This window comes from Pantoea ananatis PA13 (genome assembly GCF_000233595.1).
Lineage (GTDB): Bacteria > Pseudomonadota > Gammaproteobacteria > Enterobacterales > Enterobacteriaceae > Pantoea > Pantoea ananatis.
Genome location: NC_017554.1, coordinates 505,726 through 519,603, shown reverse-complemented (window position 1 = coordinate 519,603; position 13,878 = coordinate 505,726). Strand labels below are relative to the sequence as shown.

The window sequence follows — 13,878 nt, the reverse complement described above, 5'->3', positions numbered from 1 at the left end:
ATAAAAAAGAAGAACAACCAGGACGAGGACATCTTTTATGAAAACTAAATCTACCATCGCTGCCTTGAGCATTTTATCTGCCCTGTCATTCGGCGCTTCTGCAGCAGATTATATTTCTGCTTCACAAGCACAAAATCTGCAGCCTGTTGGCACGGTAAGCGTGAGCGGTGTGGCCGGCGCGCCATCCGATATCAGACAGCAACTGAGCGATAAAGCCGATCAACAAGGCGCGAAAGCTTTCCGTGTTATTGAGGCCTATAACGACGGCAACTACCACGCGACGGCTGAGCTGTACAAATAAACTCGCAGGACCTGACAGGTAACCAGCGGTCCCAATGCGACCGCTGGTTAAACATCCTTACCGGAGAATGAATGATGAAAATCCAATTAACGATTGCCGCGCTGGGCGTGGCCTCACTGCTCTCTTTTGGTGCCAATGCCGCTAGCATGGTCACAAATCAGCAGGCGCAAGACATGAATCTGCAGCCGCTAAACCAAACAATTAGCGTAAGCGGTATCAATGGCGACCAGACCAACATCCGCCAGGTACTGTCTGAGAAAGCGGATGCACAAGGTGCAGGCCATTACCGCGTGATTGAGAACAACCGTGACGATACCTTCCACGTCACCGCCGAACTGTATAAATAATTCATCTGCGGCAATGTTGCCGCCCTGACAAAATCGATGACCCGCTCTATGTATGCCATTCCGCAGGTTGTTGATTGCTATGAGGAATAAATCATGAACATCAAATCAACCATCGCAACGATGAGTCTGCTCTCCGTGATCGCTTTTGGCGCTTCAGCAGCGCAGCTCGTCACGGCCGATCAAACGCAGAATCTGCAACCTGCAGGAACCGTAAGCATCAGTGGCGTTGCGGGTTCACCTATCGACTATCGCGCCCAGCTGTCCCAGAAAGCGGATGAACAAGGCGCAAGTGCCTACAAAATTATTGAGGCTAATACCGGTGACAGCTACCACATCACCGCGCAGCTGTATAAATAGTTCCTCGTCTGACGTATGACGAACCCTTTAGCCCCGCTCGCCGGGGCTTTTTTTTGCCTGAAACGCGCGGTGAGTGAACTGTGACAGGGGGTAAGCAAAGGCAGCCTTCATCCGCCAATGTTAATCGACGGGATTCAGCGACATAAAACGACATGAGCAGAAGAAGTCTGGCTTACGCGGGGGATTAATACGCTGTCAACAGTACCGTTAATCACAGACCTAAGGCGCAACATATCAATGGGCAATCTGCGCCAAATCATCGTCTGACAGTCCGGTCATCTCTGCGACAAGGCTGGGAGGCAAACCGTTTTGCAGCATTGTTCGCGCGATTTTTAGTGCAGCCGACCGTTCTCCCTCACTGCGGCCTTTCACCAGGCCACGTTGTTCACCAAGCTGAAGGCCCTCTTCCAGGCCCTTTTCAATGCCTTTCTGCTCAAGCTGTTGTGCGATGGTCATCAATGCATCCTCATGTTGCGGCACCCGCTGCGCCAGCGTTCTGACGAAAAGGTCAGCGTCCGCGGTTTCTCCCGCCTGTAAAAGATAGCTTACCAACGATATAACCTGTGATGAAGAGAGATAATCCGCCAGTGTGACAGAGGCCAGCTTATCGATGAGTTCTGCCAAATCTCTTTGATGAATATGCTTTTGCAGCAGTGTTAATGCAGCCATGCTGCGGTGGCCGACAATCTCCTCATCAGGAATCACCGTCACGTCCACTAGCGGAAAAGCGTTGCTGTAGAGCCGACTGGCGAAGGCGGGAATCGAAAATTCGTCCAGCCAGCGGGTACTATAGGGATAGGGACTGCGTTTGCCACTGTAGAATAAAATCGGAATGACTAACGGGAGTTTTTTGTGCCCGGCATCCAGGTGCCGCTGCATTGCCGCAATGGCATAACGCATCAGTCTGAATGCCATATGCCTGTCAGGTGATGACTGATGTTCAATCAACACATGGATATAGCCATCATCGCGGCTTGTGGTTTTTAGACTGTACAGTATATCGCTAAAATATTGCCGTAAGTCCTCTTCCACAAAAGCGCCAGACTCCAGTTTTAACGTATCCAGATCGCACAGCGCGAGAAACTCTGCCGGAAGATGCAATGCCATAAAATCACGGGCAATGGTGGGCTGGGACAAGAATTGACGGAATGTCGCATCATGGGGCGTGGGCGTGCCATTTTTACTTTTCATGTAACCTGTCCTGATGATGAGGTGGCAGGTTAGCACGACCTGAAAATGCTCAGCGTCAGCAAACGGTGACGTTGCGAGAGCTCTCGAGGAATTTCTCGCACGTGGGCGACCCGATAACACACGTTAGTCGGTCTTCAACGCTGTTAACGCTCTATTACGTTAAATTGCAGTTGTCCTTCCAGCTCCTCTTCCGCCTCGTCGAACAGCAGAATTAAGGCTCCATATCGCCGCTTCTGCCCTTGTCCTAAATTCACAAACTCTATTTTCAGGGGGAGAGGTAAACCTTTGCAGACAATGATGTCCCACAATCCATCCAAATCACAGATGGCGTACGCCTTTAAAGCAAAGCGTTCGCAAAATTGCCGTAAAAAATGGGCCTGATCGACAATCTCATTAAAATCAAAACGCTCGACTCTCATACTAGCGACTCCCGTTATCCGGTTCTGGGCGGCCCTGCGCCGCCCGGATGTTCATCTAACTTAACCCGCCGAGGTGCAGCGCTTTGACCTCCAGGTACTCATCCATCCCCAGTACCGATCCTTCACGTCCCAGACCAGACTCTTTCACGCCGCCAAAGGGGGCCAACTCTGTCGAGACCGCACACTCATTGATGCCAATCATTCCACTTTCGAGCGCGGCAGAGACCCGGAATACCCGCTGCAGGTTTTGCGTATAAAAATACGCCGCCAGCCCGTATTCCGTCTGGTTGGCACGACGGATAACCTCTTCTTCGTCATCAAAGCGGAAACAGGCTGCCACCGGGCCAAACGTTTCTTCCTGAGCCAGTTTCATGCCTTCATGTGCCTCAACAATGACCGTTGGCTGCCAAAAATTACCGCCCAGCGCGTGCCGCTGACCACCCGTCAGCACTTTTCCGCCCTGAGCAATGGCATCTTTGACATGCTCTTCGACTTTTTCTAATGCGGATGATTCGATTAACGGGCCGACGACCACGCCATTATCCATGCCGTTTCCGACGCTAAGCTTATCCACTTCAGCGGCCAGTTGGGTCGTAAAACGTTCGTAAACTGCACTGTGAATGAAAAAGCGGTTAACGCTGACACAAACCTGACCGGCATTGCGGAATTTATTGGCGATGGCTCCCTGCACGGCTGCATCGATATCTGCATCTTCAAAGACGATATAGGGCGCATTACCGCCCAGTTCCATCGAAACCTTTTTCATGGTTTCAGCAGCGTTACGCATTAGCGTTTTCCCCACTGCCGTCGAACCGGTAAAGGAAATTTTACGTACGGCTTTGCTGGCCATAATGGCATCGCTAATGGCATGCGTGTCGCCTGCTACACCGTTAAGCACGCCATCGGGGATGCCGGCTTTTTTTGCCAGCGCCAGTAAGGCAAATGCGGAAAGCGGTGTGTTATTCGCGGGTTTAATAATGCCTGTACATCCCGCTGCCAGCGCCGGGCCTAACTTACGTGTCAGCATCGCCATAGGGAAATTCCAGGGCGTGATAGCGGCGACGACGCCGACCGGCTCACGGGTTGCCAGAATGCGCGAGCCCGCTTTAGCAGGAGGGATGATTTCACCGTTAGCCCGTTTAGCCTGCTCGGCGAACCATTGAATAAAGCTGGCGGCATATTCCACTTCGCCTTCTGCTTCCTTGAGCGGCTTGCCTTGCTCCGTTGTCATTAACTCAGCCAGCCAGCGTTTATGTTCAATGATTAACCTATACCAGCGGTACAGCAGTTCTGAACGCCCCTTGGCGGTCTGTGCTCGCCACGCTGGGAAAGCATCCTGGGCAGCCTTTATTGCAGCTTCCGTTTCCGTTTTTCCTGCTTTTGCCACCTGAGCGACGACCTCGCCCGTGGCAGGGTTCGTCACGTCAAAGGTAGACGTGGTACGCAGCCATTGCCCGTTTACCAGATAGCCTGTCTGGAACAGTTCGCTGTCGTGCAGTGAAGAATGCATTAGGTGCTCCTGTCGGTTTGTCATCTGTCAGGAAAGTATAGATGGCAAAAATGACAGGTCAGGTAACACGGGGGATCATCATGGCCGCCAGCGCTTGCCGCGGCCATAATTCAGATTTGGACGAGCGTATTTTGATATTTTTTCAGCATCTCAGCCAGTCGCGTTACCGGCTCGGTCACGCTGGTTGGGGCGTCATAGTGCGCCAGCTTGTGCTGATAGACATCCAGCTCTTTGAGTAACCGTTCGAAATAGTAACGGCGCTTTTCGTCACTGCGTACCGAGATGATCCGATCCGCCGTGTGGCGCAGTTGGCGATGATACGCAGACAGATCGGCATTAACCGGCACATCGGCAGCACGTAATCGCTGATGACCAATAATTAAGGTCAGGGCAATGCGATATTTGTCGATGTCACCCGGGAACAGGTTAAGCAGTAAAAAGAGCTGCTGATAGAGTGCCGGAAGATGGTTTTCACGACGGCGAGCCTGGTTAGTGGTCATCGCCGAGACCGCCGCATACATGAAGCGGTTGAGCAATTTACGGCCCGTGCGCGCTTTGGACTTATCCCGAATCAACAGGATGACCATCAACGCAACGAAGCTGCCGATCCACTGTCCCAGCGCATTGTCGATAAACTGCGTAAAGTTGAACTGCATCGGATTATCCAGCACCAGCACGTTGATTGTGCCGACCATGGCTCCCAGCGTACCAATCTGCCTGCGCTGAATTAAAATGCCGGAAATAAACCCTAACAGGCCAATGGCAATGCACAGCAGCACGGCACTTTGTTGGGTGTTGGGCAAAATATACATGAAATAGAGTGCGCCCAGCGGGACCGCCACCGTCATACCGTAAACAAAGTCTTTAGCCATCATGAGCGGATTGGGCATGCGCATCGCCAGTGCCGTAATCACGCCCAACATGACCATACAGCCGCTACCTGATGTCCAGCCGGTATAGAGCCAGAACAGCGAACCGAGCGCAGTCGCTACAAAGGTGCGAACACCGTTAATCATCGCATGGTGGTTTTCAGCAGAACGCGCCTGAATCACGACCTCGCGCTGAAGAATCCCCTCCTCCAGCGCTGTGATACGGCCGTTACTTTTGATGCCATGCGTCAGCAGCTGATATTCCGTTGCTGCCTCAACCCAGCTTTCCAGCGTCTCGGGGACCGTTTTACTGCTGACGGCAATTAACCGTCGCAGCGCTTTCATACGCTTGTGTACGTCTTCTGCCGTCGCTGCCTCTTTCTCCATTAACACACGATACTGCGTTGCAATGTAGTCAGGCCGTGAGTTTTGAATTAAAAAGGTTTCAGCCGCCTGGGTAATCATCGTCAGTGACAGAGTGTTCAGCATTTGCAGCCGTCGACTGGTATTCTGCCAGCGCGAAGACTCCATCATCAACTGGCTACGCATACTGCTGAGCGCCGTGGTACGCCGTACCAAAGCCCCCCAGGCTTTATCGACTTCTTCTTTGTCCTCATGCACCACGCACAGCTGCAGCAACCTGTAATGCGCCACCAGCAGCGAGTCAACTTCAGCATCAATCACTTTTTTAATCGAACGTGGCGAGAAAATCATATCGGCCAGAATGGCGCACAGTATCCCTAAAATGATCTCGCTACAGCGTTCCACGGCATATTGCGGGACCAGCGTCAGCCCACCACTGGCATTCGCCGTCACGACAATAATTAACGCGGTGTAACCAGCCAGTCCGAGCGCATAGGAGTTTTCAACCTTGATCAGCGAAGACAGCCATACGCAGAAACCCGCCCAAATACAACACAACAGCAGCATGACTACCGGTGCGCGTACGGTCGCAATCATGATGACCAGCGCGGCGACACAGCCAATAAAGGTTCCGATGATACGAAGAATACCGCGATAGCGTAATGCGCCCGAATAGGGATCGCCGCCTGCCGCAAACGCCGTCCCGCCTGCCACAATGCCCGCTGTCATGACGGCCCAGCGGGGGGTTTCAAGGTTAAGATGAAAGCCGATCATCAGCGCCGCAACCAGCGCAAAAGTCAGCTTTATCGGGAACCGCAGGAACTCAGTCATAGCGTCCTCTTAACCAAACTCACGCAGACGGTTAAAGAAGGACATGATGGGCGATGTATCAGTATGCTGACGATCCTCTGTGCCAGTGATGACCACGGTCGCTGTCGTTCCGGCCGGATAGTGATTGCCGGGGTCCTGGTCAAGACGGATGCGAACCGGTACGCGCTGCGCCAGGCGTACCCACTCCAGGTTAGACTGGACCGTTGCCATTCCTTTACTGTCAACGCTGCTGCTGCTGTTGGTCACGCCTGCCGCGATGCTGTCAACCGTACCGCGCAGCGTCACATTGCTGCCCAATGGCGTGATCTCGGCCCGAAAGCCGGGGCGCACACCATGCAGCTTGGTCTCTTCGAGGTAAGCCAGCACGTAAAATGAGCGCTGCTGTACCAGCGCCACGGCAACCGCTCCCCGCGTAATGAATTCGCCCTGGTAGACGTTCAGGTTCGTCACCCATCCATCTGACGGCGCGGTGATCGTGGTTCGTTCCAGGTCGATCTTAGCCAGATCGCGGGTAGCGACAGATTTTGCCAGTTGATGTTCACTGGTTTGCAGATCGTTGTTGGACTGCTCAATGGCTTCGCGTGACATCGCAGAGGTCCCGAGTCGGTTTCGACGTCCGGCCTCACGGCGTTTTTCATTAACCAGTGCCTGGTAATATTCCACATCAGCCTGCGCTTCATCTAACGCTTTTTGGTACCGTGGACGATCGACCACAAACAGCGTGTCACCTTTTTTAACCCGTTGGTTGTCGTGAACGGGAACCTCGGTAATTAACCCGGTGACATCAGGTGAAATCGCGACCACATCGGCCGCAAACCTTGCATCGCGTGTCCAGGGGGATTCGGTATAGAACACCCAGGCACGGAATATGATAATGACGGCGATGATGACCAGCAGGATGGTGATCGCGTAACGCGCGATTTTTCTTATAAGCGTGTTCACGTAAACCTCAAACAAATAAACGGGATACCAGATAAAATACACAGCAGTAAAGGGCTGTATTGAAGAGTGCCGGATGCCAGACAAGATCGTAGATACCGCTGGGCGTCAGCACGCGTTTCACCATCCAGAACAGCATGAGCGAAACGATGAGTTCGATGAAAATGGGCGGAAAAGAGAGCCCAAACATGACAAATACCGGAAGTACACTCATTAAAAATCCTTAGTTCGATACGGCCGGGATAATTCACCGCCTGAAGGACGCAAACGCCTGCGCGCCATAAGCCACATCTGAACTACGGCTGACTTAATAATAGCGTATCATCGGGTGTTTTCAGGTAATGAAGCGTCGCCAGGTCATACCCCGGTCGACATATAGTAACGCGCTTAACTATACGTTTTCTACTGAATGTGATCTAAATCACTTTTTAGCCAGAGTAAACAATGGAACGACTCAAAGGTATGTCGATTTTTGCCAAAGTAGTTGAACTGGGTTCTTTTACTGCGGCCGCACGACAGCTTCACCTTAGCGTGTCATCAATTAGCCAGATTGTCGCCAAACTGGAAGATGCGCTGCAGGTAAAGCTACTCAACCGCAGTACGCGCAGCATTGGGCTCACTGAAGCCGGTAAAATCTACTATCAGGGCTGTCGCCGTATGCTGGCAGAGGCTAACCAGGTTCACGAACAGCTTTATGCCTTTAACAACACGCCGATCGGCGTACTACGCATTGGCAGCTCTTCCACGATGGCACAGAACGTGCTGGCCGGTATGACGAGCGATATGCTGCGTGATTACCCGGGGCTGAGCGTCAACCTGGTCACCGGTATTCCTGCGCCAGATTTAATCGCGGATGGGCTGGACGTGGTGATCCGGGTGGGCGCTTTAAAGGATTCGAGCCTGTTCTCGCGCCGACTCGGGGCGATGCCAATGGTGGTCTGTGCCGCTAAACACTATCTGACGCAGCATGGGACGCCGGAAAAACCTGGCGATATCACTAAATTTGCCTGGCTGGAATACAGCGTAAGGCCAGATAACAATTTTGAGCTGATTGCCCCCGAAGGCATCGTTACGCGTTTATCACCGCAGGGGCGTTTTGTCACCAATGACTCTCAGACGCTCATCCGCTGGCTTAAGGCCGGTAATGGCATCGCCTATGTCCCGATGATGTGGGTGGCGGATGAAATCAAGAAAGGTGAGATTGATATTTTGTTCCCGCAGTACCAATCTGACCCACGACCGGTTTATGCGCTTTATACTGAAAGAGACAAGCTGCCGCTGAAAGTGCAGGTTTGCATCGACTATCTGACGCAGTATTTCGAGCAGGTTGCCGAGCAGTACAAACAGCACCGCAAAAGCTAAAAACCCGCCAGTTGGCGGGTTTTGCGTCTCGGTCAGGCGGTGCCGCCGATTGTCAGCTTATCCAGCTTGAGTGTGGGTTGCCCCACGCCTACCGGCAGGCTCTGTCCTTCTTTACCACAGACGCCAACGCCTTTATCCAGCGCCAGGTCGTTGCCGACCATCGAAATTTGCTGCATTGCCTCGATACCGGAGCCGATCAATGTCGCCCCTTTTACGGGTTTGGTCACTTTGCCCTTCTCAATCAGATAGGCTTCCGAGGTGGAGAACACAAATTTTCCGGAAGTGATATCGACCTGACCGCCGCCAAAGTTAGGGGCATATAATCCGTACTCCACGCTTTCAATGATGTCCTGCGGCGTGGATTTACCGGCAAGCATATAAGTATTTGTCATACGCGGCATCGGCAGGTGCGCATAGGATTCGCGACGACCATTACCGGTGGGATTCACCCCCATCAGACGGGCATTCAGCTTATCCTGCATATAGCCTTTCAATACGCCATTTTCGATCAGCACATTGTATTGCCCCGGCACGCCTTCATCGTCGATAGCTAACGAACCCCGCAATCCATCAATCGTGCCGTCATCGACAACGGTGCACAGATCAGAAGCGACCAGTTGGCCCATCTTGCCGCTAAAGACCGATGTACCACGGCGATTGAAATCACCTTCCAGGCCGTGACCTACGGCTTCGTGCAGCAGTACGCCCGGCCAGCCAGCGCCCAACACCACGGGTAAGGTTCCTGCAGGCGCAGCCACCGCTGACAGATTTACCAGCGCCATGCGCACGGCCTCACGAGCCCAGGCATCGGCCCGCACCTCGCCGTTCTCATCGGCCAGGAAAAAGGCATAGCCGGTACGCGCACCGCCGCCGCTTGAACCGCGCTCACGCTTGCCCTGATCTTCAACCTGGACGCTGATGGACAGACGAACCAGTGGGCGGACATCGGCGGCTAAGGTGCCGTCAGTGGCGGCAACCAGGACCTGCTCATAGACGCCAGTCAGGCTGGCATTGACTTCCTGAACGCGGGGATCGGCAGCACGTGCGACCTGGTCTACACGATGCAGAAGGGCTATTTTATCTTCACGGCTCAGGCTACCGAGCGGATCGACCGGCGCGTACAGCGAGCGGTTAACTACGGCCGACAGCGTCTGTGCCTTGCCGTTGCCTTGTTCACGCACAATGCTGCGTGCCGCTTCAGAAGATAAACGCAACGCATTCAGGGTAATTTGGTCAGCATAGGCAAAGCCGGTTTTTTCACCGCTTACGGCGCGTACGCCCACGCCCTGATCGATATGGTAGGACCCGTCTTTAATGATTTTATCTTCCAGAACCCAGGATTCATGGAAGCTGGACTGGAAATAGAGATCGGCATAGTCCAGACGACGTTCTGAAAGCTGCCCTAACAGGGAAAAAAGGTCCTGCTGATTAATGTTGTTAGCAGTTAGCAACTGCTCACTTACCAGATTCAGAGTCATCGTTTCTCACTTAATATGTGCTCGGATAATCATAGCCTGCGGCAATTATGTTACGCCGTCAAATATCACTTGTTATAGGTTTCGCGTGGTTTACGCATTACTTCATCAATTTCAGGCTTATCCAGCGGCCCGCTGATGTGATAACGCAGCACGGAAATCTTACTCCAGAGCGGCCCCAGCACCTTGCTGGCAGCAAATACCGCAGCGCCCACCACCGGATTGATGGCAAACGCAGCCGCTACGCCGACTGAGGCTGAGATTTCTGGCGTGACTATCGCTTCCATATCAATGCGGCGCTTCACCAGGTCCATATTCCCCTGCATGGCGATATCCGCTTCCAGCCCATCGACAAGCAGGTTATCCGTGCGTACGACGCCATTTTCAATCCAGGCGGTGCCGTTGATGGCGTCGAAGTAGAATCCTTTGTTAAAGGTATCGCTGAAGTCAAAACGCAGTTTGCGCAACAACGCATCAAAGCTCAGCAGACGCAGGATCTGTCCCGCAGCGCCGGTATCCACATCACTGATTTGCCCTTTGCCAAAATGCGTTTTTAATGTGCCGCTCAGCGTTTCCGCTGCAGGCTGCCACGGTGCAGAGCGCCAGTGCAGATCATAATCAATCTTGAAAGGCGCATCCCGCAGCGGTGTATTTACGCCAAACCAGTTGGTGGCGTTATTGATGTTGCTGCCCTGTAATGTGCCTTTCAATGAGGTTCGCTGGTCGTCTGGACGATTAACCCATTCGCCCTGAATATTCAGGCGCGAGGTGCCGGTGTCAACCAGTCCGTTAGTGAGTGCTAACGTACTTCCATTGGGCTGCAGTCTGGCGTTCACCCGGCCATACTTCTGCCCCATCAGCCAGCATTCCGCACACTGCAGCTGTAAGGCAGGCCACTGACTAAAATCGATCCGCTCGCTCTTTTGTCCCAGCGGTGAAGTCGACGCGCCTTTTTGATCGGCCGTCGCCTTCCATTCTGGATTGTAATACAGGTAATCCAGTGCAATCTGCCACGGGGCCGAAGGTGAGGTCGTTAACTGGCCTCTCAGCTCATCGGCGTTGACCTTCACCCGGGTCTTACCACTCATTTCCTGAGTGAGAGAGGTATCAACGTTATGCCACTGTTGCCCGGCCAGAGTCACAGAAGGACTGCGCAGGATAATATTGCCTGGCAGCGTTGCGCCGCCCACCTGATGCTCACCCGTCGTCGAACGGGTTGATCCGCCGCCGCCGGTCGCCATCAATGCCGCCCAGGCTTCGCCATCCAGCGCCGGCAGGTTCAGCACCATTCCCGATCGGTCTGGCAACGTCGGTAGGGTTTTTGTATCGTTAAGCCAGATGCCCCGATCGACGCGCAGTGTGGGTTCCAGCAGCCAGCGGCTGTTGAACTTATGTCGTTCATCCACGCTACCGCTGAGATCAAAATGCGTTAAATCGCCTTTAGCATTGACGGCGATCGGCAGGCTTTCGCCCGCTTTTTTATCAAGCGGCGAAGGTAAGCGACTACTTACTTCTTTTCCGTCACCTTTCAAGGCTACGTCATAACGCGCGCCGCCCTTGTGCGGTAAGGAAACGTTCACCTCACCCTGCCAGGGAAGATGCCCGGCCAGTTGGGTGCCAATCTGAGGCGGCATTCCGGTAATTTTTGCCAGCTGCCAGTCAGCAAGCAACTTTACGTTAACGCCAAAATCATCGGGGTTTTCTTTCGTACTAAAGCTGACATTGAGTGGCTGACCAAACCAGTTAGCCTGCATCTGATCGCTTTCGAGATTGCCGTTGTCATAACGAAACTGTCCTGTCAGATGCGTCATGGTGGTGTTCAGCGGCTTGATATGCAGGCTGTTATTGTTCATCACCACATCACCGCTGGCGCGAACATCCTTACCATCCAGCGGAATATCAAGTTTGAGGTGGCCCTTGGTCAGACCTTTAATCTGTAGCTGCTCCAGCGCCGCGCCCAGCGAGGACTTAAGTGGCGTGTGCTGAAAGTATTCGCCAATTTCCTGCCCATCACCGCTGATATCGCCATTGATAATCAGCTTTTCCTTCATGTAATCAGGAATGACGGCGCTGACGTTGCGGGCATTAACCTCCCCCAGTTTTGCCAGAGGAGCCTGCATCCACAAACCGTCATTGAGAAAGTTAAGATCGATATCGAGATTGCTGATATCCGGCCAGCCCGGCTGGAAGCCATAGGTAGCCTTGCGTAACGGTACCCAGACCTGAAACATGCCGTCGTTGTGCTGGAAGGGGAAAAGCGCCGGATTGCCATTGAACAGCAGCGTGGCATTGTCGACCCTGCCCCCTTTTACGGCACCGCTCAGATAGCGCGTAAGTGAATGCCCCATTAACGGCGTTGGGAAATAGCGCCAGGCATCGCCCGCGTCAGTAACGTTGATCCCGGCCAGGATATCCAGCTGAGGATGCGTATCGGTATTTTGCTGATAACGGAAATCGCCATGCGCCCAGAGTGAACGCGCCTGTACATCAAGATCCTGACCTGCCAGAGTCAGTCCGTGTTGGTCACGCAGCCAGTTCATGCTGCCGGTCACCTTCTTGATCTCTAACGGGGCCTGGAACATATCACCATAGGGCACCGTAGCCTGACCCATCGCAATCCTGGCCTGTCCGTTATTCAGGCTGCCTGCTGCCTCGCCACTTAAATGACTGATTCCCGGAACCAGTTTCCAGTACTGCCAGCTGAAATCTCGCCATTTAACCTGAAAGCGTGTCTGCTCAGGCTGCTCAACAGGAATATCCAAGGCCAGCCCGTCAATGGTGCCGCGAGGTCGCAGTGCTCGCCAGTTATCAAACAGCGCCGGTGACAAGGGCGCAAACAGCGGCACCAGGGGGGCAATATGGTCCAGCGCCAGTTGCGTCGCGCGAACCCGTACCTCAGCCTCGCTGTTGCTGCCCGGCATCTGCGCGTCCTGAGGTTGCCAGAGCAGAGAAAAATGACCAGCGGGCCAGGCGTTACCGTCTGTGCTGAGTTTGGTTTGCGGCACATTAACCACCCAGCCATTTTTGTAACGCGACAAGTGGGCTGTAAGATTATCAACGCTCAGCGTATGTGGGCCGCTTTCGCCCTGCCAGCTTGCGCCGCCCCGACTTAACAGCAGATCGCCGGCATAGACGTCGCCATCGCGCAAATTAACCCAGGCCGCCAGACTGAATCGGGCACTGTCAAGACGCGTATTATCCCGCACCCAGCGGCCCAGCCAGGGGCGCATATCAACGTCATCAGCCTGCATCCAGATACGACCATCGTTGAGTAAGTCACCGCTGTCTTTCAGGTCGAGACGGACCTGCACCACGCCGTGCTGGCCGGTAAAGCTCGACAAGCTGACTTCACCTTCAGCCCGATGCCGGGTGTTTTCATTCAGCCATGTCAGTTTCGGTATCGCCAGTTCAGCATGTTGGCCGGATGGCGTGATAAAACGAATGGTGCTGTCACGCAGGTCAAAGTGATCGAACTGGCGCAAAAACAGATCGTTAACCTGAGTGAGTTTGAAACTGTGCTTGTCATTGTCACTGGTTAACAGAGGCTGTGTGCTGTCGAGATGTAACTGCCAGAAGGTAAGATCGCGGAACTGCCAGCGCCAGTGAAGCAGTGACTGCCAGACGTCCAGTGCCACGGTGATACGCGCGATAGAGAGCGACCCCGTCTCTTTCATATCGACGTCTAAATTGCGGATTTGTAGCGTGGGCCCAAAATTCTCCCACTTGCCACGTAGCTCACTGGCTTTCACGTTGACGCCGCTGGCGTCAGAAACCCACTGAAGGACCTGACTGCGATAGGCATCGAGATGCGGCATCGCCAGACGTAGCGCGCTGACGAGCAGCGCCACAATCACAACGACTGTCGCGAGCAGCAGTAACAGAATTCTTGGCAACTGCCTCACTCACACCTCTCC

12 protein-coding genes are annotated in these 13,878 nt (G+C 53.6%); 4 read left to right on the top strand and 8 right to left on the bottom strand.

All coding sequences use genetic code 11. The features are described 5' to 3' along the window. Positions 1-37 precede the first annotated feature (37 nt). The 3 genes from yhcN (PAGR_RS02515) to yhcN (PAGR_RS02505) all read left to right on the top strand — a co-directional run bounded on the left by yhcN (PAGR_RS02515) (position 38) and on the right by yhcN (PAGR_RS02505) (position 1,005). Positions 38-301 (top strand): peroxide/acid stress response protein YhcN, encoded by a 264-nt coding sequence (yhcN, locus tag PAGR_RS02515; protein WP_013027417.1) that lies wholly within the window; start codon positions 38-40, stop codon positions 299-301. A 74-nt stretch (positions 302-375) separates the two neighbouring features. Beyond that, positions 376-648, top strand: a complete 273-nt coding sequence (locus PAGR_RS02510) for a YdgH/BhsA/McbA-like domain containing protein (RefSeq protein ID WP_015699414.1) — start codon at positions 376-378, stop codon at positions 646-648. A 93-nt stretch (positions 649-741) separates the two neighbouring features. After that, a complete protein-coding gene (yhcN, locus tag PAGR_RS02505; RefSeq protein ID WP_013027419.1) occupies positions 742-1,005 on the top strand; it encodes a peroxide/acid stress response protein YhcN in 264 nt (87 codons plus the stop codon). A 234-nt stretch (positions 1,006-1,239) separates the two neighbouring features. On the opposite strand, the gene PAGR_RS02500 is transcribed toward yhcN (PAGR_RS02505), so the two are convergent. The 6 genes from PAGR_RS02500 to aaeX form a co-directional block, all read right to left on the bottom strand. Continuing rightward, the gene (locus tag PAGR_RS02500) at positions 1,240-2,196 is read right to left on the bottom strand and encodes an Rpn family recombination-promoting nuclease/putative transposase (RefSeq protein ID WP_014604892.1); all 957 of its coding nucleotides are present in this window, start codon (positions 2,194-2,196) and stop codon (positions 1,240-1,242) included. A 143-nt stretch (positions 2,197-2,339) separates the two neighbouring features. Further along, a complete protein-coding gene (locus tag PAGR_RS02495) occupies positions 2,340-2,615 on the bottom strand; it encodes a barstar family protein (protein ID WP_014604891.1) in 276 nt (91 codons plus the stop codon). Between the two features lie 55 nt (positions 2,616-2,670). Next, complete coding sequence (locus tag PAGR_RS02490) at positions 2,671-4,125, bottom strand: NAD-dependent succinate-semialdehyde dehydrogenase (RefSeq protein ID WP_014604890.1); 1,455 nt, start codon at positions 4,123-4,125, stop codon at positions 2,671-2,673. A gap of 110 nt (positions 4,126-4,235) precedes the next feature. Beyond that, positions 4,236-6,188, bottom strand: coding sequence for a p-hydroxybenzoic acid efflux pump subunit AaeB (gene aaeB / locus PAGR_RS02485; RefSeq protein WP_014604889.1), 1,953 nt, complete (start codon positions 6,186-6,188; stop codon positions 4,236-4,238). Between the two features lie 9 nt (positions 6,189-6,197). Next, positions 6,198-7,130: a p-hydroxybenzoic acid efflux pump subunit AaeA gene (gene aaeA, locus PAGR_RS02480; protein WP_015699409.1), complete on the bottom strand. Its 933-nt coding sequence runs from the start codon at positions 7,128-7,130 to the stop codon at positions 6,198-6,200. Positions 7,131-7,137: 7 nt separating this feature from the next. After that, positions 7,138-7,341: a p-hydroxybenzoic acid efflux pump operon protein AaeX gene (aaeX, locus tag PAGR_RS02475; protein WP_014594732.1), complete on the bottom strand. Its 204-nt coding sequence runs from the start codon at positions 7,339-7,341 to the stop codon at positions 7,138-7,140. A gap of 230 nt (positions 7,342-7,571) precedes the next feature. Here aaeX and aaeR point away from each other — a divergent pair, with 230 nt between their 5' ends. Continuing rightward, positions 7,572-8,489: an HTH-type transcriptional activator AaeR gene (gene aaeR, locus PAGR_RS02470; RefSeq protein ID WP_013027426.1), complete on the top strand. Its 918-nt coding sequence runs from the start codon at positions 7,572-7,574 to the stop codon at positions 8,487-8,489. Between the two features lie 32 nt (positions 8,490-8,521). Here aaeR and tldD read toward each other — a convergent pair whose 3' ends face one another. Next, on the bottom strand, positions 8,522-9,967 hold the full coding sequence (gene tldD, locus PAGR_RS02465; protein WP_013027427.1) for a metalloprotease TldD: 1,446 nt from the start codon (positions 9,965-9,967) through the stop codon (positions 8,522-8,524). A gap of 65 nt (positions 9,968-10,032) precedes the next feature. Then, complete coding sequence (gene yhdP / locus PAGR_RS02460; RefSeq protein ID WP_014604888.1) at positions 10,033-13,866, bottom strand: AsmA2 domain-containing protein YhdP; 3,834 nt, start codon at positions 13,864-13,866, stop codon at positions 10,033-10,035. Positions 13,867-13,878 lie beyond the last annotated feature (12 nt).